Origin of the sequence: Pleionea sp. CnH1-48 (genome assembly GCF_024124665.1) — a bacterium.
Classification (GTDB): Bacteria; Pseudomonadota; Gammaproteobacteria; order Enterobacterales; family Kangiellaceae; genus JAMXSB01.
Genome location: NZ_JAMXSB010000009.1, coordinates 1 through 25,363 on the forward strand (window position 1 = coordinate 1; position 25,363 = coordinate 25,363).

A 25,363-nucleotide genomic window follows, 5' to 3' on the forward strand; every position below is an offset into this window, starting at 1 on the left:
CGGACTGCCAAGAACCGCCCAGTTGTGACCCGACTATTCAAGATTGCGGCGGCGACACTGACCCAAATCTATGTGATGATTTAGATACTGTTTGCTCTTTTGTTTCTCCAGAAGAATGTGAAAACCTGCGTCAGCTTTGTGCGGGTGGGATGCTTTCCGCAGACATGGTTGAATTATCCAAAGGTAGCTCACGTTTTGAAAAGTGGTTAGTGAATCAAAAGCCTAACTCACGTTTCGCTTTCACACCGACTCCAGAACCTAAATACACCGTCTATAACTATGCTAATGGTGACAATAAGCTAACCGACTTTAATAACCTTTCATTCTCTTATGATGCCGCAGGTAACATGCGTTCGAAAGGCGGTTGGTTGTTTGAATATAACCACGCTGGACGTTTAGCCAGTGCCATGAATAGCAACCACCTCATTACCTATAAGTACAATGCAAATGGTTTGCGAACTCATAAAACGGCTAACGGTGTAACCACTCGTTATATTTATAATCTGGAAGGGGTATTAATTGCAGAGGTATCAGAGCAAGGGAATATCTCCAAGGAGTATATTTATCTTAATAAACGGCCTCTGGCTATGTTAGAGTATGACGATATCTATTATTATCACAACTCGCATATAGGAACGCCTGAGATATTGACCGACTCACAACAGTTTGTTGTATGGCAAGCCGATTATGATTTATGGGGTAGCGCTACAATCCTTGTGGGTGATGTTGAGAACAATCTTAGGTTTACAGGTCAGTATTTTGATAGTGAGACAAGCCTGCATTACAACTGGAATCGTTATTATGATCCGATGTTAGGTCGTTATATTACAAGTGATCCTATCGGTTTAGCGGGAGGAATCAATACATATCTGTATGTGAGCAATAGCCCTTTCTCTTTGGTTGATCCAACAGGTGAGCTAGGTGTCAAGGGCGCTTTGTTGGGGGTAACTGCAAGTATTGGCTTACAGCTCTTTAAGAATGCTGGGCGTTGGTGGTGCATTGATTTAGTTGAGGTTGCACTTTTTGGAGCTATTGGTTTTTTTGCACCCAGTAAACTTAAGTTTTTGGGAAATGCACGCAAAAGTGGTAAGCAAGTTAAGAAGCTAAAAGAAGAGATTAATAAAGGCAAAACTATTACTACACAGAAGACTAAAGGTGGCTCTACAATTATACGTTCCTCCAAAAAAATTATAGATAAACACATGTCTGATAGGGGAGGAGAGATTCTTTTGATAGGTGCTGGAATGGTTCTTAAAGAAGTATATAAGGATCAAGATAAGTTTACTTATCGAATTGAAGATGTTTTTAATTCAAGTTTCTTTCGAAAGTTTATACCATTTGAAGCTTATAAGTTCTTCAAGGATAAGTGTGATAATAAAGAGTGTGTTTAAAATAGGAGTAATGTTTTATGACCTTGGGATTAATAATAATTTATTCTGTTATTGTGCTTGTTTCATTCAGGGTAAATGGCTGGAAGGCAACATTGCTTTTAGTTCTCTTGGGCCTTCTGATTGGAGCTGTGGATATAGGTGCAGCTCACTATTGGGGAGCGAAAGGGCAATTTATTGTAATACTAGCACTAATTGTTGGAGGCTTTTATTTAAATCGGAAAGAAAAATCAAATAGTGAATGACTTTCACTGATTTAAAACCCGTAAAACCTAAGTAATATCTAAAGGGCGTATGGATTGCGCCCTTTTTAAATATTTTCGGAAATGTGTCATGGAACTTTATACGGAAAGTGAGTGGTGTCGTGTTGGCACAACTAAAGAATATGAATTAAGCGTTGATGAAAGTAAGTTAACAGCTTATCTCAAGGCTAATCTACCAAAAAAGTTTGGCACTGTGGAGAAAAAAGAATGAAAAGACAAAGAATGACTGTTGGGGCTATTGTTGAAATACAATTAAGAGACGGGAGTTTTACTTATGCTCAGATACTTGAGGAAGCATTGGCATTTTTCTCTATCAAAGTAGATAAGCCGCTAGGGAAAGACGAGCTGTATAAAATACATGAGGCAGACGATTTGTATTTTCTTGCAGTTGATTATTATGTAGTTACTCAGGGGCATTGGCTTAAAGTTGGAAAGCTTCCCGTAAAGGAAGAACATGAAGTTTTACCTATGACATTTATCCAAGACTCGAACACTGGTAAATTTCAACTATATGAGCCTAGCACAGGTGAAATTACAGACTCAACCTATGAAGAATGTAAAAGCTTAGAATGTACGGCTAGCTGGGATAAAAACCATGTTGAAGATAGACTGATTGACCACTTTGAGGGTAAACCTAATATTTGGGTTGAACAGTTAGCACCAAAGAAAATTTGATTTCTCTGTTAAGCAAGGGATGGCTTATATCCCCTAAGATATCTTTGAGCAAACGGAATTGCTCACTTTAAATTTAAAACAAAAAGGTATAGCGTCATGAAACTTTATACGGAAAGTGAGTGGTGTCGTATTGGCACAACTAAAGAATATGAGTTAAGCGTTGATGAAAGCAAGTTGACAGCTTATCTCAAGGTTAATCTACCAAAAGAGTTTAGCCCTTATGCATTAATTGCAAGCTACTTTCAAAGAGATTTAGTGTATGGAGGTTACACCAATGTAAGGCAAGAGATCCCTTTAAGCAAGCTTAAGGAGTTCATAGATAACGGTGTTTCTCAGTTTTTTATTCAAAGTAAGACACTAACGCCAAAGATAAACTTAAGGACATTACCCCAAAGCAATGAAACTTTGCTTTTAAACGGCTTAATATGCTTACAGGTATATAGAAAATTTCGAGGATTAACATCAAGACCAACAATATTAATGGTTGATGCAATACGAAATACAGAGGTTGGAGGACGCTTTAAGCACAATCATTATCAAGAGATTTACTGGAGCTTACAAAAGGAGTATATAAGAAAAAAGCCTCAAGCTGCTGAGAGAAAGGCAGCGTAGAACTTGAGAATTCCATCAAGTTTACACTAATATCCCCAATGTATTTTATAGTTATTTAAGTGTTTTCACTAGGAACACAAAGATTTTTTAAGGACTATCTAAGAGAAGTAAGGGGCGCTTTAAGCCCCCTCTGTTTCTGTTTTATAAAGAGTGATCTTACCCCGATTTGACGGACACATTATTTGATAGGTTAAACTATTCAAAGAGGTGTAGATAATGAAAAAGAAGCAAAGAAGAAGCTTTACGCGAGAGTTTAAGGTCGAAGCAGTTAAGCTGATGGAAAACTCAGATAAAAGTCAGGAACAAATCGCTCGAGAATTAGGTATTACAACCACGATGCTTTATAACTGGCGTAAAAAGTATAGCGGCAGTGAAAGTAGCTCAATCGATAATGAAAGCCAATTAACGCCCGAGCAATTAAAAATCAAACAGTTGGAGCTTGAGAATGCTCGGTTGCGAGAAGAACGGGACATTTTAAAAAAGGCGGCTGAAGATTCAATTGGTCAGCGCAACAGTTATCCTAAGATATTAAATTGTTGCGGAGTGTCTAATGAAGCGTACATATACACGAGAAGAGAAAGAGCTTGTTTTCGATTTATGGAAACAAGGAGCTGGATATAGTGATATAAGCCGAGTAATTGATGCTAAGCCAGGTTCTATATTTACTATCCTACGAGATCATGGAGGCATAAAACCCAGTAAAAGAAATCGAGCTATTCACCACCTGACTATTGAGGAGCGTGAAGAGATTAGAGCAGGATTATCAGCAAAAATGAGTATCCGATCGATTGCAAAAATGTTAGGGCGAGCGCCTTCAACGATTTCACGGGAGATAAAAAGAAACAGAGGCCGACGCTGGTACAAAGCTGTAGATGCCGATAGAAGAGCTTGGAGAATGGCGAAACGCCCTAAGCTCTGCGCACTTGCGAGCAATACAGAGCTTAAAAAATTAGTAATCCAGAAGCTACAACTAAAGTGGTCCCCTGAACAAATTTCTGGATGGTTAAAAGTTAGCTTTCCCCGTCAAAATAGCATGCACCTTTCTCACGAAACAATTTATAAAACGCTCTATGTACGTAGCAGAAAGACATTACATCACTCATTGGCTGTTCACTTAAGACGTTCTCATAAGATGCGGCATAGTAAGCACCATTCTCGTTCTGGCGACCGAGGAACAATAAACATTGTAAATGGCGTATCAATTCATCAACGTCCTAAAAATGCTGAAATTCGGAAGTCTATTGGTCACTGGGAAGGAGACTTGGTATCTGGCTCTCGCAATACCCACATAGCTACTCTCGTTGATAGGAAAACGAGGTTTACGCTAATTTTAAAGCTAAAAGGTAAAGACTCGGGTACAGTCAACAATGCCTTAATTGATGTCTTCAAAAAACTGCCCGCGCCAATGAAAAAATCACTCACTTGGGATAGAGGCATGGAACTGGCAAAACATGCTGAATTTACAAAAGCGACAAAGATTCCAGTTTACTTTTGTGATCCGCAATGTCCCTGGCAGCGAGGTACAAATGAAAATACCAATTCACTCATTCGGCAGTACTTTCCTAAGAAGACGTGTTTGGCTCAGCATTCTCAAAAGAAACTCAACGAAGTAGCTACTCATCTAAACGAAAGGCCAAGAAAAGTGTTGAAATTTAGAACGCCTAAAGAGATGATGGAAAAAGCGTTGCGCTGATGGATTGAATCTTCAACCGCATTCTTTGCGAACGAGTCGAAGTAAAGTATGCGTATATTAGTAGACAACGGCTCTTTCATAGTGTGAGCAGGCTTTGTCAGGTTTTATTGGTGTCACGAAGTGGGTTTTATGATTGGTTAAAACGGCAACCAAGCCAGCGTAGCCAGGAAAACAGTGCTTTAACTGAAATGATAAAGTCGATTTATCAAGACTCACGAGGAACGTATGGGGCTCCCCGAATCCATGCAGAGCTAAAACGTCAGGGTATCCAGGTGAGTCGAAAGCGCATTGCTCGTCTGATGCGAGAGCAAGGATTACGAGCTAAGAGCAAGCGGCGTTTTAAGGCAACGACCAATAGTCAGCACAATAAGCCTATTGCGCCCAACTTGTTGGCCCGAGAATTCAATCCCATTCGAGCCAATATTGCTTGGGCCGCAGATATCACGTATATCCCAACAAACGAAGGGTGGCTTTATTTAGCGACTGTGATAGACCTTTACTCGAGAAAAATTGTGGGTTGGTCGATGTCAGAACGCATGAAAACAACTTTAGTCGAAGATGCATTAATGATGGCCATTCACACTCGTCAACCAGACCCCGGTTTAGTTCATCATTCGGATAGAGGCGTACAGTATGCTAGCGAAGGTTATCAATCACTACTGACTCAGTTTGGAATGCGTTGTTCTATGAGCGCAAAAGGTGACTGCTATGATAATGCAGTGATGGAAAGTTTTTATCACTCGCTTAAGATTGAACTCGTCTATCATGAGCGTTACCGAACTCGAGATGAAGCCAGACAAAGTATTTTTGATTATATCGAAGTATTTTATAATCGGCAGCGACTTCATTCTACGTTAGGATATCAATCTCCTGTAGAGTATGAGACAGCTGCTTAAACTAGGTGTCTGTCAAAGTGGATCAAGATCACTGTTTAACTCCTAAGTTACTAATCAGAGAGTCATAGGTGTGAGCCTACTATTTTAAGCTAGCGAATTGGCTCTAACTTTCCTTAAACTTTTAGAAGTGGAATATAAGGTGTGAAGCAAAGTTTACTGAGAGTCATTTAAATAAAAAAGGAAAGGCATGGAGTATTTTCTGATATTCGTAATGATCTTTATGGCTATTAGTTTCTTGGTTGGAAGTGTTGGCATGGTTTTAGCTCCTCACTCAATCTCTGATGAAAAGCTAGAAGAGTCAAAAGGAGATAGAATGGAAATTATGGATTTTCCACAACTTTTCTCGAAGAGTTGGTATAAACCAGAACGATACTGGGTTTTATACTGTAATCGGAGGGGCTGGGGGAGCACTGTATCCTTATTTTTATTGGTCTTTATTATTGGAAAACTATTTTACGCCTAGTTATTACAAACTAAATTTGGTGGAGCCTGTTGGAATCGAACCAACCTATACCGGTTTAAAAGACCGGTGCACTGCCACTATGCCAAGACTCCGTTTCTTACTTATAAATTGGCGGAACAAGCAGGGATTGAACCTGCGACCCTCTGCTTAACAGGCAGTCGCTCTACCAGCTGAGCTATTGTTCCAAATATGGTACCCAGGGAGAGATTCGAACTCTCAAGCCTTGCGGCACCGGATTCTAAATCCGGCATGTTTACCAGTTTCAACACCTGGGCTTTTTGCTAATTTGGTGGAGCCTGTTGGAATCGAACCAACCTATGCCTGCTTAAAAGGCAGGTGCACAACCACTATGCCAAGACTCCATATCTTGTTTTTAAATTGGCGGAAGTCGAGGGATTCGAACCCACACGTCAGTAAATACCAACCTTCAGTTTTCAAGACTGCTGCCGCTACCCAGAATCTTTCGGCTAAGACTTCCTAATTTGGGGTGACTATCCGGACTCGAACCGGAACCACAAGGACCACAACCTTGAGCTCTAACCACTTGAGCTATAGCCACCATTGTTTTTTCAGTTAGAAAAATTTCCTTCACTAATCATTTGGTATCCCTACGGGGATTCGAACCCCGGTACCCAGGATGAAACTCTGGTGTCCTAACCACTAGACGATAGGGATATTCCTTTTTAAATATGGCGGTGCTTACAAGAGTCGAACTTGTATTTCGCGCTTAACAAGCGCGTATCATAGCCACTTAGATCAAAGCACCTTAATTCTCTGGTGGAGCGCCCTGGATTCGAACCAGGATACCTATGGTGGGGACCGGATTTACAGTCCGGTGCAGTTGATCCGTCTCTGCACGCACTCCAATGATTTTTCTCGTTAATAAAAATAAATCTTGGTTGTTTAATTATCTGATGTCATCACAAAAGAACATAATCTATATCGTCTTGACTACTTTCTATGACAATCCAGCTTGATTATTCCTTGCTGTGTCGTTATCCAAAAACTATGGAAAGTTTTGCTTTTTTAAAGTCGATAACCTGATCACCAATTTCCATTTATACGAGTTAAATACTCTCTACTTTGTTAACAACTGATAACGCAATCACTGCTTAGTTGTTAGTAGTCTTAATAAAGAAAGCGCTGAGTATTTGCTTTCTTTAACAAGGTTTGATTCCGTTCAAAGTATGGAAGCCATTGTAATGTTATTTTTTCGAAAGTCAACAAGAAAAATTGAAAAAGTTAAATAAAAACAATGGGTTATCTTTTGCTTGGGTGTAGGGCAGCCGCCAAAAAAAATTGGAGCAAAAAACAAGTTCTATCCGTGGTCAGTCACATTTTTTTAGTGGTTAGTGAGTGCCTTTCTTTATCAATATTCTTTCCTTAACTCTTTTCTTTTGCTGACAAACAGCCATAAAAAAACCCGGTATCCTTGCGGCTACCGGGTTTAATAAAATGCGTTTTATCTTCAGCGTGACTTAAACATCCGGGAGCCATTTGCTCCCAAATTTAAGGAGCATTAATTTAGGAGTGAATACTCCTTTTTGGCATTGGAATGTTTTTGATCAGACACGGCAAAGCAGGCAGCGCCTTGAGCTGCTTGTTGCTGAATGTTCCAATCAAATACTGCTTGCATGTTTTACGTCCTAATGTTTGTTTATACCCGTCGCTTATCAAAGCCCTTTGGGTAAGTCTGGCGCTATTTTAGCTGACTTGGCAGTTTATGTTCAAGCGACGCAATAGGAGCCAAGGTTATAAGGCGAAGTGCTTCGTTCTTCATGGCCAAAGAGTTTACTTTCCATTTAGAAAACAAATGGTTACCAGCCTTGCTGGGGCATACTAAGCACATCTGGATGCATTAGAAAGTTAAGTGTGGGTTCGATTTTCAATAATTATTTGTCGATTTTCGATAAATAATTATTGAAAATCGATTTGCCAAAGGCTATTGTAAAAGCCAGTGAGATATTTAATAGGATTTTGTAATGAGCGAAGAGCATCTTTCTACTATGCGATTAACCGTTGGTGTAAAACGATTTTTGGATTATTCATGTCTGCTTGTGGCCGCCGGTTTAATTATTTGGGCCATTGCTGTCGTTGTGATTGGAGTGAATATTTCGTCAGAGCCAAATGAGCGCCACACCGACATTCATTTTTTGTTGGGGTTTAAAGTGTTCCAAAATGTTGAAGGAGTGGCTGAGTTCACTGAACATGCGGAGCTGATTGAAGGGCGAGGTGATATTAAGGTGAACAACAGCAAAAGCCATTTTGCTTGGTACTTGTCGAATGGTATTAACGAAGTGATGGGGTTACTGGCTTTATACGGCTTGTTCATTGCGCGAAAGATTTTTTCTCTGTTGGAAAAAAGAGAAGCCTTTAATCATGAGGTTCCAACGCTTATACAAAAAATAGGCTATGTCATTATTGCTTGGAATATCATTTATCCAATTTTGACTTATATAGGTGGAGTTTTTATTTTGCAAGATATCGGACAGCATTCATCAGCGATTCAACTAAACCCCGTAGTTTATTTTAATCTGGGGGGCTTTTTTATTGGGCTGGCTGTATTGGTGCTAGCTGGTGTTATGAAAGAAGCTGCAAACATCCACGAAGAACAAGCGTTGACAATTTAATATGGCTAAGTCGATCAAAGTAAACTTGGATCTTTTATTGGTTCAACGTAAAAAGTCTCTGACAGAGCTGTCTGAAGAAGTGGGCATTACTATGGCAAACTTGTCGACTCTAAAACGAGGAAAAGGCAAAGCCATTCGTTTTTCTACACTGCTTGCACTCTGTGAGGCGCTCGATTGTGAGCCTGGTGATTTGTTGCAGTTGGAAGATATAGAATAGCTCGATATTAAAAAGGTTTAGCAATGAATTTAAATCAGATCACATTACCTGTAAAAAATATGCCGGAGGCCGTCGCCTTCTATCAAAAGTTAGGCTTTAAGCTGATCGTTGATACACCACATTATGCTCGATTTGAGTGTCCAGATGGGGATGCCACCTTTTCGTTAGATCTTGATGAAGATGATTATACTAATGGTGCTGTTATCTATTTTGAACATAGCAAGCTAGACGAATGGGTTAATGAATTGATCAAGCAAGGCATTGAGTTTGACTCGATGCCAGAAGATCAACGTTATCTTTGGCGTGAGGCGATTCTTTTTGATCCCAGTGGCAACAAGATAAAGCTCTATTGGGCTGGAGAGAATCGTAAGAACCCGCCGTGGCGAGTGAGATAGCCGATGTGACTTTCACACAAGGGGAGTGCATTTCGGCAGGTTTTGCTGCTCATCAGAGATACTTGTCGATAGTCTGAAGCTACATTCAATGAGCAGTAGGACATAGCAATGAGACAGTTGACATATACCCTTTTTGTAGTGGTTTGTTTGATTTCCTGGAATGCAATATCGGCGGGCGAAACCGACCAAGATGTATTTTCCGAACAAATAGAGTTTAAATCCATCAAGTTAGGAGAAAAAAGAACATTTCATATCAAGCTTCCAGCTAGTTATTATACTAATACAGAGAAAAATTACCCTGTCCTTTATGTGCTAGACGGGGATAGACTCAAAGCTTTCGCTGAGTTTACGCAGGGTTTTTTAGCTTCCAAACAACATATTCCTGAAATGATCATTGTATCTATTCTTAATACTGGTGAGCGAACACGTGATTTTAGCCCTTACTTTCGCTATAACAATAAAGAAAATTCGGGCGCGAGCCACTTTCTTGCTTTTCTTAAAGAGGAGTTAGTTCCGTTAATAAGCAAAACCTATCGTGCATCCGATTATCGTATTCTCGCTGGTCATTCAAAAAGTGGTCTTTTTGTTTATCACTCACTTATTAAAGAGCCCGAGCTTTATCGGGCTCGCTTTGCTTTCAGTCCTTCTCTTCACCATACTCCAAAGTTACAACAAGACCTAAAAGACTTTCTAAAGTCGAGTAGTCAGATTAATGGGTTTTTGTATACTAATGTTGGGGGTAATGAGTTTTTCAAAATAAAGGATGGTTTTGAGTTTGCAAAGCATTCATTTAGTCAGTATCCCAAAAACGGTCTTCGTGTTATTTTCGACCACAACGAATATGATGGCCATCAGTCAACTCCAAACATTGGCTTCCATAATGCCTTTAAAAGCTTATATCAGCCGCATAAGTTATCCTCCGGCTATAGAACATTGTCTTATTCGCAAATTGTCGCGCATTTCGAAGACGTTTCCCTGGAGTTCGGCCAGTCAATCTTCCCTGGAATTTCAGAGTTGGAAAGCATGCAAAGATACTATTTTTCTACCGAGCCTGATGTTACCGTTCTGAAAAAAATTCACCGCGTCATGAATTATTACTACCCTAATGAAGAAGGTAACAACAATGGTCTGTTTTATATTAATTGGCTGAATAACGGCGCAAGCACGAGTTTTGACTATTCTCAAGCTAAGCCTGATGAGTCTGTGTTGCTTGATCTTGCTTACACGAAAGCGATTAAATCAGACTTTAATACTGCTTTATTTGTTATTGAGTTGGCTATAAAATCTTACCCTGATTCTTACAAACCCATTGAGTATAAAGCTCAGCTTTTAGAAAGAATGGGTGATAAAAAAGAAGCATTGCTCTTCTATAATAAGGCTCTGAAATTAAATTCAAAAAAAGGTGCTGAGTTAGTCGAGTTTTATAAGCGGAAAATAAAACAGCTAAAAAGTAACACAGTTAGTAGAGCCTCAAACTAATGCATGTATATAGGTTTAATTATAATCATAGGTTGTGCGCAACATACACTTAAGGGAAGTGCTTGAAAACTATATTGCTTATATTATTCTGTACTGTGTGTATTTCAAGCTCTCTAAAGGCTAATGAAATACCAGAGTACTTGGGTGAGCCTCTTGATCTAGCAAAGTTCCCAGTTGCAAAACTCTATAAAGGTGATGATTTCAAATTGGTTGCAGAAGATCTTAACGTGAAAGGCATATTTCGTGAGGTTTCGAGTGAACAAAATGTTTGGCGGATACAACTCCCATTTATAGTGGCAGACAAATACTTGAGTCGTCAGGATATCTGGTTTCAGTTGAGGTCTAATGTGGTTGCAACCACTGTTTCTATTAACGGTCAATTGCTATTGAAAAATGGGGCGGTAGGTCAAAGTGCTGATGAGGAGGCTGCAGGTAGAAGCTTAGTAAGGAGTCAGATTACTAACGAAACCTTAAAAAAAGGAGTCAATGTCATTCAGCTTGAGTTTTCTAACTATCGTCATCTTAAAGGGGCCATTTTTAGAGATGTAAGCATTGGGCCTCTTGAAGAGTTTCAGCATCAGTCTCGGCTGATGTCTACCGCACCGCTTGTGCTTTCTGGAATATTCTTATTTTCCGTGATTGCAAATCTTGGGTTTTACTTTGCTATGGGTAGGCAAATTGTATTTCTAACTCAAACCTTATTGTTTTCCTTATGCTTTTTATTGATGCTAAGCGAAGTGTTGTATTGGAACGGATTGTCAGCAACCGTCTCTCTTATGGATAAGTCAACATTCACTAGTTTGCTTGAATATGCAATTTACATTAGCTTGTTACTAACCCTTAATGTTCACTTTAAGATGTCTAAGAAGTGGCTTTTTAAATGGTTTCTGGCGTTTATATTTCTAGTAGTGATTGCTGAGCTTGTCGGATTGCATAGCGCCTTGGTTTTATCGACTTTGTTACTTGCTTTTTGTTTATTTGTAACGATGAGGAAAGAGGAAGGCAGTATTTTAATGCTTGCTTTTTCAGTCTTTTTTGTCGCTGTTGTCTATATTGACCAAAGTGATATTTTAGACAGTGAAAGTTGGGTTTTAAGTAATTTTATTATAACCTCATTTGTATTTAAGATTGATAACTTAGCAATGGCTATTTTCAGTATACTAATGATGGTTATTTCGTCTAGACGTATCTTGCGAAATACAATAGCTCTAAACAAGACGAAGATGCAGTTGGAACAATTAGAGTTTCAGTTTGTCCAAAAGCACATCCAACCGCACTTTCTTATGAACACTTTGATGAGTTTGCAACAGCTAATAAAAACGGACCAAAAGCTCGCTGGAGAGATGGTTGAGGCATTATCAGAAGAGTTCTATCTAATGACAAATATGTTAAAGCGGCCTGAAGTTAAGATAGATCAGGAAATACGAATGTGTTACAGCTATCTTAAAATTATGTCATTGCAGCAAAAGGCAAACTTTGAGCTAAAGGTAAAGAATATCTCGGGCGATGAGCTTATACCTCCGGCTGTATTTCAAACTATTATAGAGAATGGGTTAACCCATGGTTTTAAAAGTGCTGAGTCAGCAAAGTTTGTCATTATTAAAGAAGAATCTATGAGTACGAGGCGCTATATCATTTCTAATAATGGTTCTAGGTCGTCAAGTGTTTCACATTCGACAGGAACTGGGTTAGATTATGTTAGATCTCGTTTGGAATATTGGTGGCCAAATAGCAGTGAGGTTACATCCAATAAGACGAAGTATGGCTGGGAAACAGTTATCAAGTTAGAGCTTTAATAAGATTTGAGCATGATAAATATTTTGATCGTAGAAGATGTCGCTTTAGTAGCTGACTGTATTGCCGATTTATGCCGTGAATATTTTTCGAGGTGCAGAGTAGATATTGTTAACTCAACGAGCATGGCAAAAAATAGATTGGACACTAATCAATATGATTTAATGCTTCTCGACCTAAATATCAATGGTGCTGATGGCTACTCTGTTCTCGAGCATCGCAATGCGAAAACGTTTTACACCATAGTCATTACTGCTTCACCTGAAAAAGCAGCTAGAGCTTTTGATTTTGGTGTGTTGGACTTTGTGACAAAACCAGTTTCTGTCAAACGTTTCCACCAAGCGATGCGACGCTTTGAAAATATAGAAAAAAGCTCACGTATTCAGATATCTCAACTTTCAGTCAAGTCGCAAGGTGAACTCACTCTAGTTCCAGTGGAGGAAATAGACTTTATAAAAGCTAGCGGAAATTATAGTGAAATAGTTACAAAGACGGGCCAGCGACTGTTGCATGATAAAAGCATGGAGCAGCTAGCTTCATTACTGGAGGATAGTTTTCTTAGGGTCCACCGTTCATATTTAGCTCAAAAGTCCCTTATTAGGTCTGTTGTCAATCATGGTGCAGGTAAATATAGCGTGACACTTAAAACAGGTAGTAACCTACCTATGAGTAGAGCTGTTTATAAACAAGAGTATAAAGATAAAAAATAAAGTTTAAATATTAACGGTCAGTGCCAAAAAACTCTGTGACTTTTTACTTTATCAGAAGATAAGCACGGCCTTTGTCTCGAGGTGTTTTTTCGATCCTCGGCGGGAACAAGATAAAACTCTATTGGGCTGGAGAGAACCGTAAAAACCCGCCGTGGCGAGTAAAATAAAAGCAGTTATATATAATCTTCGATGACTTTTGCTATAGGCTTGATAACGTCTTTATCCTCCCAGTACTGTCCATGGCTGGCAGGATTCCAGTTGGTCAAAAAGCTGCCGACATTGACTTCGTGATCGTGCAGCCAGTCTACCTCATAAGATAATGCCATATTTTTTAGTGGGTAGCCTAAAACATCAGATGAATCAAAGTAGTTGTGCCACTCAAATTCATCATTCGGACGCTCAAATAGTTGTGGTGAGTCGAGAGCAGCTCTGAAGATGGGGATACTACTGCCTGTGGTAAATAAATACTTACAGGAATCAAGCCGACGAAAACTTTTTTCTTCGCTAGTTCCAGAATCAGACTCAAAGAAACGTAGGTTTTTCATTGCGTCCCAAATATAGTTCGATATTTGCTCCGAGCCCAAAGAGTGAGCAACTACCACCACTGGAGAGTTAGCGTTTTCCAGTTCTGCCAAGGTATTGTCAAAAGCCAGTGCAATTTTTCCATGCACTTGTTTGTAGAGACGTTGGTCATTACTGAGACTATGCTCTATCGACGCAGCATCGGAAAAGGAAAAAAGCATAAACTTTCTTAGGAAGTCCCACTTGAGGTCATATTTTTCGTCAGCCTCTGTCCAATAGTCTTCTTGATTCGCCTGTAACAAATCTTGATAGAAGCAGCTTTCTAAATGAACGTTTTTATCCCAGTCACTTTTGCCTACGCGTTTTCGAAGCTTTCTGACTAGCTCAAGATGATAGTTGGGATTGGTATCTCCCATACCGTGAATTGTGATAACACCCACTTTTTTAGCCATGTGCTTTCTCCCTTCGCTAACTCGTTGAGCAATAATTGCTCATTACATTCCAAACTATAGACACAAGTGCTCGATGTCGGTTGTCTCTAGTGAATAAATTGCACAATGTTCTCAATATGAGCTTTGTGATGATTTGACTTCTTTGGTGATCAGTACTCAATAATCCGTTATAAAATATTGATTTTATTGCTATTGTTACTTTTGGCGAATATTTTAAAAGAAAAGCAAACCACTATGGGGTGGGCTTCGTCATACAGGGTATATGAATAATAAAGAATACATGAGCGTGGCCCAAATTAAAGCGGGAGACCACCAAGCCTTTCAATCATTGGTAGAAGCCTACAGCCAGAAGCTGTATGCCGCTGCCTATCGTATTTTGCAGGATCAAGCCCATGCAGAGGATTGTGTGCAAGAGGTGTTTGTTAAGGTCTATCAAAAAATCGGCAGCTTCGACGAGAAAGCAAAGCTTTCTACCTGGTTGTATTCGATAACGGTTAATCATGCTATCGATATGCAGCGCCGACTGTCGAAGCAAAATAGCCGCGAAACTTCCACAACCGTTAATGAAGAAGATTCGTCGAATCCAACCCCTGAGCAAATACAGTGGAATAATAATATTCACTCGTTAACGCAAAACGCACTACTGCAACTGGGGGATGACATTCGCATTGCTTTTCTTCTGCGTCACTATGAAGAGCAAACCATCGAAGATATTAGCCTGATTCTAGATGTGAATCCGAACACGGTAAAAAACCGAATTTTTAGAGCTGTAAAGCGCTTAAAAGAATTACTCGAGCCTAAGTTAGGATCGGTAGAGGTAAACCGCTATGAATGAAGAAGACTTGATTTTATTTTATTACGGCGAGTTAGAGCCAGAAAAATCAGAGGCTATGGTTAAAGCAATGGAAGCTTCACCAGAACTGCAACTAGAGTATGCAAAACTGTGTGAGTTAATGGACGCCACATTGACAGAACCTGTGCCTCAGGCCAGTGTTAATCTGAATCAAAATATTATGTCAGCGATACATAGGCTAGAGCCAGAGTCTATGAAGAAAAAAAATAAGCAGCAAGATGCATCGAGCCAGTGGCAGTGGTTACCTTTATTTAAGGGCTCTTTCGCTTTCGGCATTAGTATGGCATTGATTATGGGAGCATTTTTCTTAGGCCGTTGGAGTGGTGAACCTCCAGTAGATATTGCTCAACAGCCAGTCTTCTCGAAGCAGGACAGCCAAAGAATTTTACTCGCCAATATCAGTAGTCACCTAGATTCCAGTGACCGTCTACTAACTGTTGTCAGCAACGGCAATGGTGATATCGCTCAACAGATCCATGAGCGAAGACAGATAATTGAGGAACTTGTTGTCTTCAATCGATTGTATCGAAGAATCGTAGAAAATAATGGCGACAAACAACTTTTAGCTACGCTCCAACAAATTGAATCTATTCTAATTGAACTGAATAATAACTCAGAACAGATACCTGGTAATGAAGAGTATAACGACCTCAAACTCGTAAAAGAACGGCTCCACAGCACCGATCTTTTATTTAAGTTACGAATTACCAATAACAACTTAAAAAGAAATCGAATTTAAAGCAAACCTCCGACTCTTCTAGTCCGTCATAAAAGTGAATGCAAATAGAAAGTCAGTTAAGTAAGGTAAATGATTATGAAGAAAGATGGATTGATTAAAAAACTAATTCCAATGGCCGTTGCAATGGGTTTTCTAGGCTCTGTGGCTGTTGTAGCGAATGATCGCCTCTATATCGAAGGTCAGGAACAACTGGATAATAAAGAATGGAAAGCGGCACAACGTTCGTTTGCAAGGATCGTTGAAGAAGAAGGTAAGAAGAGCGACGCGGCATTATACTGGTTAGCTTATGCTCAATTTAAAAGCAAAGAATATCATCAGGCACTTGCTAGCATTAAGACACTCGCTAAACGTTATCCTGATAGTCGCTGGGTTGACGATGCTCAGGCTCTAAAAATTGAAATTAGAGACAAGCAAGGGAGTCATGCCGAAATCGATGATGAAGAAATGAAACTCTATGCAATCAATGCACTGATGAATTCGTCGTCGGATAAAGCGATAAAGATATTAGAGAGCATCTTGGATGGTGAGCATTCTGCTCAGGTAAAGAAACGAGCGATGTTTGTTCTAAGTCAGTCAGGTAGTGCTGGTGCATTCGAGAAAATAGCTGACTTAGCGTCCGGTAAAGGAGACCCATCGTTACAAGTTTATGCCATCGAAACGCTTAGTATTTCTGGCTCTAAGTCGGCATCTTCAATCTTATCTAATATCTATAAAAAAACAGGTGATACGCAATTAAAGCTGAAGCTATTAAAAAGCTTTATGGTCATGAGTGACGCTGATTTATTATTTAATGCCGCTAAGAATGAACAAGACAAGGCACTACAGACCAAAGCGATTCGACTTATTGGGGCGATGGGAAGAGCTGATATGCTTTGGTCTTTGTACTCAGATAGAGAGTATGAAGAAAATAAAGAGGATATCATTCAAAGTTTAGCGGTTGGTGGTGGTGTTGAGCAACTTAATAAAGTTATCCAGAGCGAAAAGCAAGAAGAGTTAGTGCTTCATGCTGTAGAGAAAATGGGAATAATGGGGGCGGACAAAACCCAGAAGTATCTAGAGGCAATCTATAAAAATAGCGACAGTATTAAAGTTAAAGAGCGAGTTATTAAAGCTCTCTTCATCCAGTCTAATGCAAAAAGCCTGATCAATATTGCTAAGTCAGAAAGTGAGCCACAGCTAAAGCGAGAGGCCATCAAACGTCTTTCAATGATTAACTCTGATGAAGTTCTTGAGTACTTCAGCGAAACTTTTCAGTAAGGGGATAAATTATGAATAGGAATAAAAAGCCAACTCGAACACTGACCTTAATTGGTTTGACCGTCTTAGCAACTGTCGTGGTTCGAGGTGCTACCGCAGAAGTATCTCGAGTAAGTTTGAATGGCACGGTTGCTGAAACTATAAAAGCCCAAGAAGTAAAAGATAGCCAGTGGTTTGCGTATGATGTAGAAATGGAGCCCGGAAATGGCATGCCATGTTGTTATCAGCGCGATGGAGAAGCGAAATGTGAACTGGATAAAAAGGGTAAATATTATGGCGGGATTAACAAGGGTAAGCTGGGAGACTCAAAGAATCTAACTGTATACCTTAAAAAAGAGCGTGGTGGAATTGCTCGACTGCTTAGCGTTGGCGATGCATGTAAGGTAGAGAGCAACGGGATATCCGTGACCTATCTCGAGAAAGTTTCACAAAAAGAAAGCTTATTATTCCTTGATGATCTAATGGTTAAGAGCGATCATGATGCTTCACCTAATAATGTTAAACATGCAGCGCTAGCCAGCATCGCATGGCACAAAGGAAAGAAAGCTCATCAACTGTTAGAAGAATATTCTAAAGGTAATGATACAAAGTATCGTAAGCAAGCCATTTTCTGGCTAGGACAAGCGCGAAACAAAGCAGGCTATCATTCTCTTAATGATATTTTGCAGGAGTCTAAGCGAACTCTTAGCGACAAAAAGAAAGCGATATTTGCTCTAAGCGAAAATAGCTATCCCAAGTCAGTTGATAAGCTTATCGCCTTAGCAAAAAAACACGAGAATAAAACCTTGCGCGCGGAAGCTCTCTTCTGGTTGGCAAATAAAAATGCTCCAAAAGCTTTATCAACTATTCAAACTGTTATTGCTAAAGAAAACTCCAAGTACGTGTTAGAGAAAGCTGTTTTTGCACTATCTCAAGTTGAATCTGATGACGCATGGAAACTGTTATTGGCGTATGCAAAACAGCACTCGAAAACAGTAGTAAGGGAAAAAGCTATCTTCTGGCTTTCGCAAAATAAAGAGAGAAATGCTTTGCCTGTATTAATGGAGATTGCAGAAGGGAAGGATGCCAGGAAGGTCAGAGAGTCTGCCGTTTTTTCCATCTCTCAGTTAGATAAAGAGTATGCGACTAAAGGCTTGATTCAGTTAATTAAAAACGATAATCCTAAGTTTATAAAACAAAAAGCTATCTTTTGGCTAGGACAATCCGATGAGCCTGAAGCCTTAGATTATTTTGCCTCTGTACTCGCTAAGCATTGAAAGTATAGTTAAAAATTTTAGCCTCCTACCTATAGTATAAAAGGAATGGAGGCTGATTATCCTTCCTTGATAGAAAGTGTCATTCACTTTACTTTTAGTATCACCTTCGTTGTTTTGTTTACACCTGGATTATCGAGAGTGTTATAACCCCTTTGTTGAAAAAATATCTCTATAACAACACAACTATAAGGGGACTAACAATGAAAAGAATAGCGGCGTCTGCTGCTGTTGCCGTAGCACTAATGGCAAGCTCAGATATCAATGCTCATACACCCATGGATGAGGCTCCTGATCTCAGCCAGTTCACTAAGTGGGTAACAGACAACGAGCACCATGAGAGTTTCTATTTAGGACAAGAGCTCGACATTCTCGATATGCATTTGCACCCTGGGAGCTATGATAAACTTGGGCCTAAAGGCAAAGAGTTTGTTAAATGTGTATTTCCTATTGACCTTCCTGATGCCATAAAAATTCCTTTATTAAGACTTTTTTCTTCATTCCAACTTAATCCTTATGGCGCTTTTATTGGTATAAAAAACGAGTGTCGTCGGGCTGCGGCAAATAACTGTATTCTATTTGCAACTTATGCACCAGAAACATGGGGCATCGAGCCAAATGAAGATCTGTTAGGGTACCTAGATGATCAGCGTAATAGTTTTGAAGACAAGCCCTATTTTTATGGCTTAGCAAGTTTGAGCGTCGAAAATTGGGATACAGAAAAAGCAGCAAGCCTTGAGAACTTGAAGAATGCTTTATCTCACCCTTATGTTGTTGGCATAAAGCTCGCATTTGCGCATACTCTGACACCTTTTGATGATCCTAAATACTTTGATGTCTATGAAGTGGCAAAAGAGTACGACAAGCCTGTTTATCACCATGTTGGCACAAGCCCTTTACGTAAAGTATCTGAGTTTGATGAAGATGAGTTGGATTTTGTTATGAGAACCTTTGACCCCGTCTATCTGGAAAACGCCATTAAACAATATCCAGATGTTAAGTTTGTTTTAGGGCATGCTGGTAATGATGCTAATCATGAAGGCTATACCAAAATAGAAGAAGTTTTTCACCTGGCGGAGAAGTACGATAATGCATACATTGAGATTTCTGCATTGGGTTCTCAACGTCACGACCCTAATGGTGAGCTCATGGACAGTGTGTTAAGTCGAGCAAAAAGCGCTGGCATTGTTCACAAAATTATTTATGGATCGGATGGTCCTGGTAGCCCCGGCAATACTAAGTCGTACAAAGACCTAGTGATTGAAAGCATGCAGCGTGTGGATTATACCTTTGAAGAAGCTCAGCTAGTTATGGCTGGCAACGCTAGAGACATCTTTAAAATTCCAAGAAATTAATATGCATTCCTTGTTGCAATATTAATTATGAGTGTAAAAAAGGCCCCGATTATTAAGTCGGGGCTTTTTGTATGACTTAGAATTTAAAATGGAAATAAGCTATCTGCTTTGTCATCCACATCTTTTTGTTCTTTGTTATCTCCGTACTGATCCCATAAGGTCATTCTACAGTTTGGTCCTACTGTCACCAGAGCATGCTCGTGTTGTTTAAATACATCGCCGTCGTTAAAGGTAACCGTTTCTACATAACGCAAGCTAACCTGGTCGTCGCCGACTGGCTCGATGTGATCAAACTCCAGTTTGAAGTCGATGAAGAAGAAAGCGCCTAACCAGAAGAAGTAGCCTGGCTTATCAGTGTTGGTATCGATGCCATTGTGAAGTTTGGCAAACTTTGAGTCATAACCTGATGCCGCACAAAAAGCATTCTCGTTCTCGATACAAGTCATGATTCTTAAAACAGCTTCAACAGGATCTTCACAAGAACGAGCAGCTGTTGAGTTGGCCATGCTCAAGCTACTGACTGTTAAGAGCAGTGAGCTTAGCAAAAGTTTTGATGTTTTCATTATTTTTCTCCTATGTATTGTTGTCGTTATTGGTGTTCCCCGAGCAGGTACTTTCCTATCTTTTGTAAAAATCGGTTATAAAAAAATACCATCCATGGTAATAAGTTCCCCCTGGACCCTTAGTTTGCCTCCCCACTAATAGAAACGCCGGAGTAGCTACTGTAAGCTTTTATACTAAAGTACCAAAGACCCGACTCCGGGTTAGATATGGTACATGTCTCGTTGTTTCCATTTTTGTAGGGGCGACATTGATAACTTGAGTTTGTAGGTTGTTCTCCTCTGCGCACGTACAAGTCTGCATCGCCTGTGCCATTCGAAATTTTTCCGACGAGTTTGGTCATGCCTTCTGGAACGAGTAAAGAATAGTGCTTCCAGCTTCCGGTACTATCTGACACGTTGTTTTCTTCAAAACTGACTCCTGAGCTGCCTGATGTATAGTCCGCTAGTAAGCTAACACCGGAGAATGCACGATAGGCTTTTAACAAGACATAGTAGCGACCCACACGGGGCGAGTTGATGCGGCAGGTTTCTCGGTTACCGCCCAGGTAGGGGCGACAGTCGTAGCGGTCTTCGTTGGGGTGTTCGCCAAACTGAACATATAAATCGGCATCCCCGTCACCGTCATAAGTATTAATTGTTAAGGTTTGAGCTTCGTCAGGAACATCAAAATAAAAGAGCAATTCTTTATCTATTGATGCATTCAGGTTTTCTGTCGCTACTCCTTTTTGAAGTGCCCCATTATTATTGTTTGTGATCGAAATGATTTGGCTATTAGAATTTTTGTTGCCATCGTTGTCAGTAACTTCAAGATTCACAGAATAGTTGCCAGCACTAGCATAAACATGTGTCGGGCTTTTTTGATTGCTACTTTGGCCATCACCAAAATGCCACTGGTGATAAGTAATTTGGCCGTTGCTGTCGGCACTCGTATCGGTGAAGTTGACTTCGAGAGCATTGGCAGTGACATCAAAGTTGGCGACAGGTTGGCCCGAAGGTGTTCCATTGTCACCTACCGGGATTTGGTGATTAAAAAACGTTGTCACCTTGGGCCAAATTTTGTTAATAAGAACTCCCTGGTTTGGGCAGCCGCCAAAATGATGAAGTGCTAAAACATTATGACTACTGACCGCTAGAACCGGGGAGCCAGAACTTCCTCCTGTGGTATCGCACATATAACCCATGTCAGTATTAGGAGCAGAGCCATCGGCCAAAGTGACATCCACTCGGCACAAACCATCACTATTTTCATCGCTTTCGATAGCCAGTTGTTTGGGATCGCCGCTTCCATGTTGTGGAATATAAATGCGTTCTTGCTCGATTGGGTTACGAACATCTAAACCAAAGTGACCGAAAGATTGGATTGTCTCGAAATTTTTAACCGTAAACAGCGTGTAGTCGAGGTCACTGTTGGTAGATAGCAGTTCATCACCCGTAACAATAACGGGAGTAGAACTTGAGCCACTGCTGCATTCTGTATTTTGATAGTTGAACCAGACTTCTAGGTTTTTAACACCCGATGCACCAGAAACACAGTGATTATTGGTGAATAGTCGATTGTTTTCACCGACGCGCCAGGCCGTACACAAACCAGAGCCGTTAATAAGAAGTCGTGCGACAGGACGAGTACGTTCATATTCTGTTGGATGAGAATCAGCCCAGCATTGTACATCCACTCGTTCATTGATTCCGCAGGTAGACATAGGTGCGATGTCTGAACTTTCCAGGTAAGACTGGTTGTAAGCAAGGTCAGCTTTATTCAGTCCCCCCATAAAGGAGTCGATTTCTATATGATATGGCTGCTGTGATGATTCAGGACCAAACCATTCTACAACCGCTGTGTCTCCGATAATGGATAAGGCAGAAAAGGAACGAATCCCATCGTCCCCGGGTTGCAATGTATAAAGTGATGATGCTTGTCCTCCATATCGATGTATTTGAGAACCGCTTTTATTTCTTACTTCAACATAGCTTCCCGCTGGAATATCGAAATTACTAAAGTGCAGTTTAATAAAGCTCGCGTCTGATTTTTGTATAGTTATTTTTTTTGCGTTAAGAGTTCTATAATTGTGTGCTGTTTTTAATAATGATTTATTAGTAATGAGAGCTTTGAATAAATTGGGCTTTGCTGCTTGTACAACCGACTGAGTACGTAAAGCTTTTTCGGTAACCTCTTGTTTTTGAGCATAAACACTTGGCGCTATGATTATGCCAGTGGCTGCTATTACCGAAAGATATTTCATTGTAACCATGATTTGCCTCTTTTTTATTGTTTGTTTTAAGACAGCTTTATCATTGGTTGCTGAGCTTGTCGCTTACCTTATCTTCTTAGAGATGCCATAGTTTCTAATCAATAGAAACAAATCGACTCGTAAGCCTGAGCGCAAAACCATGGTCGCTAATTTAGCAAGAATTTCGTATTAAGCTTTGATATAAGATCTCATATCATTGTCACGGAGTCTTAACCTGAGTGAGTTAGTTGATTTTGCCTCTTGGTATAAGCTTTTTATTTTTAGATAAGGGTGTTTGAGGTATTACACTTGCGCAGAGTAAGAAGGGCGGATAACTCCGCCCTGTGTTGCTTAATTTACAGTATGAGTGGCTGATAGATTAACGCCAGAGAAGGTTCTGTAAGCTCTTACCATTACATACCAGTTTCCTGATTGAGGGCTGGATATGTTTACTGGCTCGTAGTTGCCATTACGATAAGGACGATGGTCATACTCTGAAGTTGTTGGGGCTGCACCATAACGAATATAAATGTCTGCATCGCCACTGCCACCTTCAATGAGGAATCTAAGTTCGGCAGTATCCGCAGGAACGTTCTTAAGAACATAGTGAAGTTCTTCGCCTGTGGATGCCGATAAGTCAGTGACCGTGTTGCCATTGATCAGCTCTGTTGGGCCATTGTCATCTGTCGAGACTTCAATACTCTGTGTAACGCTATTGGTTGCTCCGTCATCATCGGTAACCGCGAGAGTGACATTGTAGCTGCCAGCTTGAGCATAGCTGTGTGTGGGATTGGCATCGGTTGATTGAGTGCCGTCTCCAAATGTCCACAAACGTGATGCAATTGAACCATCAACATCACTACTGGTATCTGTGAAGGATGCAGATAACCCGCTGGTGTTCACATTAAAGCTCGCTGTTGGAGCTTGGTTATCTGATGTTAAGTAAGAGGCTGTTAACGTGACACCCGAATAAGCTCGATAGGCTCGAACCATTAAGTGCCATACTCCGCCTTGCGGTGAAGGAATATCAACAGTTTCGTTGTTGCCATTTTTGTAAGGACGATAATCATATTGACTGGTCGTTGGAACAGCACCATAACGAACGTAAATATCGGCGTCACCGGAACCTCCACTGATAGCAAAGCGCAAGTCACGTGCATTAGCAGGAACATTCATTTTGAAGTAAAGCGCATCGTTTCTTGCTGCCGACAGATCGCTGATACTTGCACCGTTTTCTAAACCGTCATCACCATCGATAACAGAAACAGTTTGTGTGTTGCTATCTGTGAGTCCATCATTGTCAGTAACTTCCAAGGTTACATCATAGCTGCCTGCCGCATTAAACGTATGCGAAGGATTCGCCTGATTTGAAGTTGAGCCATCACCGAACGACCAACTCCATGAGGCAATGCTGCCATCGCTGTCGCTGCTGGTATCGCTAAAATCTACGGTGAGGTTATTTTTTACATAAGTGAAGCTGGCAGAAGGTGCTGCAGAGTCTTCTACAACGGTCACGTTTTTGCTGGCATTACCAGTTTGGCCGTCGTCATCTGTGACGGTAAGCGTAACAGTGTAAGTGCCTGCTGCATTGTATTGATGAGATGGACTCTCTTGTGTAGAGCTTGAACCATCACCAAACTGCCAGTTGTAAGAAACGATATTTCCATCGTCGCTGCTGCTGTTAGTAAATTGCACGGATAGCTCTGAGGCAGAGAATGAAAAGTCTGCCGTAGGTGGTTGAGTGGTGAGTTCTTTGATCAGAATGCCGTCATTGTCATCTAGCAGTTGCTGAATTTTGCTGCCGCCAGGGTAGTAGTCTGCCGAGACAGTTCCACTCAACATATCTTTTGCCCAATGTAAGGCAAAATCTTGCAGATAGTTAATGTTGTGAGTTTTTGGCGTTCCGCATAACCAGGTAATGATGCCACCTGTCGAGCTGCCTTCTACATCGGTATGCTTGGAATCATTGGTTAGCTTAATACCAACGAATGCATCAGTAAGGGCGCGCAGCGGTTGTAGGGCATTATTGCTTGAGTTACATGAACTCGAGTTTGCCAGAATAGACAATACTGGATTGCCATTATTCAGCATGGATTGTAAGGGTGTTTGCATACCATCGTTGGCATCAACAGGATCAAACAAGATGGCGCCTTGAAGTGGTGCGTAACCTCGCTGTACTAGCTGCCCTCCCATGTGGCTAACAAATAGAGCACCAGCAGAATGACCGGCTACTATCATTTTTGCTGGTAGTGGAATGTTATTTGGAGGCGTTGGTGGATTGTCGACTAAAGCATCGGCGACACTTTTGGCCAGATTCGCGTTGCCTCCTGTTACGCTGCTGTTAATGGTTAGCACCATCAGACCGTTGTCCATCAAGTGCGTGGCTAAATCATCCAAATTACTTTTGTTACGTTGAAAACCATGTTGCAAAAGTATCCAGCCGTTGGGTGCATTATCAGGCAAATACCAGGTCGCCTGGCGGTTACCTGCTAAATCAATTGACTCGTTAACTTTTTCTCCGGCAAACAAAGGTCCTATCAAACAAAGTTGTATACACAAGAGCTTTAAGTAGTGTGTTGCATTTCTCATTGACTCTGTCTCCATATTATTATCATTTGAATTCTCACATTCACAGAAATTTTATGAGGTTTATTCTTAAACACTGTCGAATGCGGAGCCTGAAATTTACTGAATTGTGAATCACGATGTTTGCCTTAAAGTCGCACTTGATTGTCAATGAGTGTCAATTGGTCTACTGAGCAAAGCGCTAAAGTTCTTCCTGAAGTAAGCTGAATATGCGCTGTTTATGCGCTAATTAGAGTTTGAGATGCAGCTGTAAAGTGCACAAAAAATGAGTGGTATTTTCAATATATACTTTGAGACGATTAAACAAAGTAACTCTCTAATCAATGTGGTTTTTAAAAAA

Annotated in this window: 23 protein-coding genes and 9 tRNA genes; 19 read left to right on the plus strand and 13 right to left on the minus strand. The window is 40.4% G+C overall.

All coding sequences use genetic code 11. The annotated features are described in order from the left end of the window. From NH399_RS25750 to NH399_RS14765, 8 genes are all read left to right on the plus strand, one after another. Positions 1–1,391 (plus strand): RHS repeat domain-containing protein (locus NH399_RS25750; protein ID WP_305885097.1); only part of this gene is annotated, 1,391 nt, incomplete at its 5' end. 17 nt (positions 1,392–1,408) lie between these two features. Beyond that, positions 1,409–1,633, plus strand: a complete 225-nt coding sequence (locus NH399_RS14735) for a hypothetical protein (RefSeq protein ID WP_253041366.1) — start codon at positions 1,409–1,411, stop codon at positions 1,631–1,633. A gap of 88 nt (positions 1,634–1,721) precedes the next feature. After that, entirely contained in the window at positions 1,722–1,862 is a 141-nt protein-coding gene (locus NH399_RS14740) for a hypothetical protein (RefSeq protein ID WP_253041368.1), read from the plus strand. Then, a complete protein-coding gene (locus NH399_RS14745) occupies positions 1,859–2,326 on the plus strand; it encodes an Imm26 family immunity protein (RefSeq protein WP_253041370.1) in 468 nt (155 codons plus the stop codon). Before NH399_RS14740 ends, NH399_RS14745 begins: the two co-directional genes overlap by 4 nt. Before the next feature lie 96 nt (positions 2,327–2,422). Next, entirely contained in the window at positions 2,423–2,938 is a 516-nt protein-coding gene (locus NH399_RS14750) for a hypothetical protein (protein WP_253041372.1), read from the plus strand. Positions 2,939–3,154: 216 nt separating this feature from the next. After that, positions 3,155–3,559 (plus strand): transposase, encoded by a 405-nt coding sequence (locus NH399_RS14755; protein WP_253041374.1) that lies wholly within the window; start codon positions 3,155–3,157, stop codon positions 3,557–3,559. Beyond that, positions 3,489–4,631, plus strand: coding sequence for an IS30 family transposase (locus NH399_RS14760; protein ID WP_253041376.1), 1,143 nt, complete (start codon positions 3,489–3,491; stop codon positions 4,629–4,631). Before NH399_RS14755 ends, NH399_RS14760 begins: the two co-directional genes overlap by 71 nt. Before the next feature lie 20 nt (positions 4,632–4,651). Then, positions 4,652–5,527, plus strand: coding sequence for an IS3 family transposase (locus tag NH399_RS14765; protein ID WP_371876084.1), 876 nt, complete (start codon positions 4,652–4,654; stop codon positions 5,525–5,527). A 480-nt stretch (positions 5,528–6,007) separates the two neighbouring features. Here NH399_RS14765 and NH399_RS14770 read toward each other — a convergent pair. The 9 genes from NH399_RS14770 to NH399_RS14810 form a co-directional block, all read right to left on the minus strand. After that, positions 6,008–6,082, minus strand: a tRNA-Lys gene (locus tag NH399_RS14770). 17 nt (positions 6,083–6,099) lie between these two features. After that, positions 6,100–6,175, minus strand: a tRNA-Asn gene (locus NH399_RS14775). Positions 6,176–6,180: 5 nt separating this feature from the next. Beyond that, a tRNA-Leu gene (locus NH399_RS14780) sits at positions 6,181–6,265 on the minus strand. Between the two features lie 12 nt (positions 6,266–6,277). Then, positions 6,278–6,352: transfer RNA gene (locus tag NH399_RS14785), tRNA-Lys, on the minus strand. 17 nt (positions 6,353–6,369) lie between these two features. Next, a tRNA-Ser gene (locus NH399_RS14790) sits at positions 6,370–6,468 on the minus strand. Between the two features lie 5 nt (positions 6,469–6,473). Further along, positions 6,474–6,549, minus strand: a tRNA-His gene (locus tag NH399_RS14795). Between the two features lie 41 nt (positions 6,550–6,590). Beyond that, positions 6,591–6,665 (minus strand) — tRNA-Glu (locus NH399_RS14800). A gap of 15 nt (positions 6,666–6,680) precedes the next feature. Then, positions 6,681–6,756, minus strand: a tRNA-Asn gene (locus NH399_RS14805). Positions 6,757–6,765: 9 nt separating this feature from the next. Continuing rightward, a tRNA-Tyr gene (locus NH399_RS14810) sits at positions 6,766–6,855 on the minus strand. Between the two features lie 1,117 nt (positions 6,856–7,972). Between NH399_RS14810 and NH399_RS14815 the strand changes: the two genes are divergently transcribed. The 6 genes from NH399_RS14815 (at position 7,973) to NH399_RS14840 (ending at position 13,215) form a co-directional block, all read left to right on the plus strand. Further along, on the plus strand, positions 7,973–8,620 hold the full coding sequence (locus tag NH399_RS14815) for a DUF2975 domain-containing protein (RefSeq protein WP_253041380.1): 648 nt from the start codon (positions 7,973–7,975) through the stop codon (positions 8,618–8,620). 1 nt (position 8,621) lies between these two features. After that, entirely contained in the window at positions 8,622–8,837 is a 216-nt protein-coding gene (locus NH399_RS14820; protein WP_253041383.1) for a helix-turn-helix transcriptional regulator, read from the plus strand. 23 nt (positions 8,838–8,860) lie between these two features. Beyond that, a complete protein-coding gene (locus tag NH399_RS14825; RefSeq protein WP_253041385.1) occupies positions 8,861–9,232 on the plus strand; it encodes a VOC family protein in 372 nt (123 codons plus the stop codon). Positions 9,233–9,340: 108 nt separating this feature from the next. After that, positions 9,341–10,711, plus strand: coding sequence for an alpha/beta hydrolase-fold protein (locus tag NH399_RS14830; protein WP_253041387.1), 1,371 nt, complete (start codon positions 9,341–9,343; stop codon positions 10,709–10,711). Between the two features lie 62 nt (positions 10,712–10,773). Beyond that, a complete protein-coding gene (locus NH399_RS14835) occupies positions 10,774–12,507 on the plus strand; it encodes a histidine kinase (RefSeq protein WP_253041389.1) in 1,734 nt (577 codons plus the stop codon). A gap of 12 nt (positions 12,508–12,519) precedes the next feature. Beyond that, positions 12,520–13,215, plus strand: a complete 696-nt coding sequence (locus NH399_RS14840) for a LytTR family DNA-binding domain-containing protein (RefSeq protein WP_253041391.1) — start codon at positions 12,520–12,522, stop codon at positions 13,213–13,215. Positions 13,216–13,388: 173 nt separating this feature from the next. Here the strand turns inward: NH399_RS14840 and NH399_RS14845 are convergent, their stop codons facing one another. Beyond that, complete coding sequence (locus NH399_RS14845) at positions 13,389–14,189, minus strand: hypothetical protein (RefSeq protein WP_253041393.1); 801 nt, start codon at positions 14,187–14,189, stop codon at positions 13,389–13,391. 262 nt (positions 14,190–14,451) lie between these two features. On the opposite strand from NH399_RS14845, the gene NH399_RS14850 reads away from it, so the two are divergent. From NH399_RS14850 to NH399_RS14870, 5 genes are all read left to right on the plus strand, one after another. Then, the gene (locus tag NH399_RS14850; protein WP_253041395.1) at positions 14,452–15,024 is read left to right on the plus strand and encodes an RNA polymerase sigma factor; all 573 of its coding nucleotides are present in this window, start codon (positions 14,452–14,454) and stop codon (positions 15,022–15,024) included. Then, entirely contained in the window at positions 15,017–15,781 is a 765-nt protein-coding gene (locus NH399_RS14855; protein WP_253041397.1) for a hypothetical protein, read from the plus strand. The genes NH399_RS14850 and NH399_RS14855 overlap by 8 nt, the downstream gene beginning before the upstream one ends. Positions 15,782–15,856: 75 nt before the next feature. Continuing rightward, positions 15,857–17,038 carry an outer membrane protein assembly factor BamD gene (gene bamD / locus NH399_RS14860; RefSeq protein WP_253041399.1) on the plus strand — a complete coding sequence of 394 codons (1,182 nt, stop codon included), beginning with the start codon at positions 15,857–15,859 and terminating at the stop codon, positions 17,036–17,038. 11 nt (positions 17,039–17,049) lie between these two features. Next, positions 17,050–18,294, plus strand: coding sequence for a HEAT repeat domain-containing protein (locus NH399_RS14865; RefSeq protein ID WP_253041401.1), 1,245 nt, complete (start codon positions 17,050–17,052; stop codon positions 18,292–18,294). 200 nt (positions 18,295–18,494) lie between these two features. Further along, complete coding sequence (locus tag NH399_RS14870; RefSeq protein ID WP_253041404.1) at positions 18,495–19,646, plus strand: amidohydrolase family protein; 1,152 nt, start codon at positions 18,495–18,497, stop codon at positions 19,644–19,646. Positions 19,647–19,729: 83 nt separating this feature from the next. On the opposite strand, the gene NH399_RS14875 is transcribed toward NH399_RS14870, so the two are convergent. The 3 genes from NH399_RS14875 to NH399_RS14885 form a co-directional block, all read right to left on the minus strand. After that, positions 19,730–20,209: a hypothetical protein gene (locus NH399_RS14875; RefSeq protein WP_253041406.1), complete on the minus strand. Its 480-nt coding sequence runs from the start codon at positions 20,207–20,209 to the stop codon at positions 19,730–19,732. A gap of 119 nt (positions 20,210–20,328) precedes the next feature. Then, positions 20,329–22,458 carry a pre-peptidase C-terminal domain-containing protein gene (locus tag NH399_RS14880; RefSeq protein ID WP_253041408.1) on the minus strand — a complete coding sequence of 710 codons (2,130 nt, stop codon included), beginning with the start codon at positions 22,456–22,458 and terminating at the stop codon, positions 20,329–20,331. Positions 22,459–22,788: 330 nt separating this feature from the next. After that, a complete protein-coding gene (locus NH399_RS14885; protein WP_253041410.1) occupies positions 22,789–25,026 on the minus strand; it encodes a PKD domain-containing protein in 2,238 nt (745 codons plus the stop codon). Between the last annotated feature and the right edge of the window lie 337 nt (positions 25,027–25,363).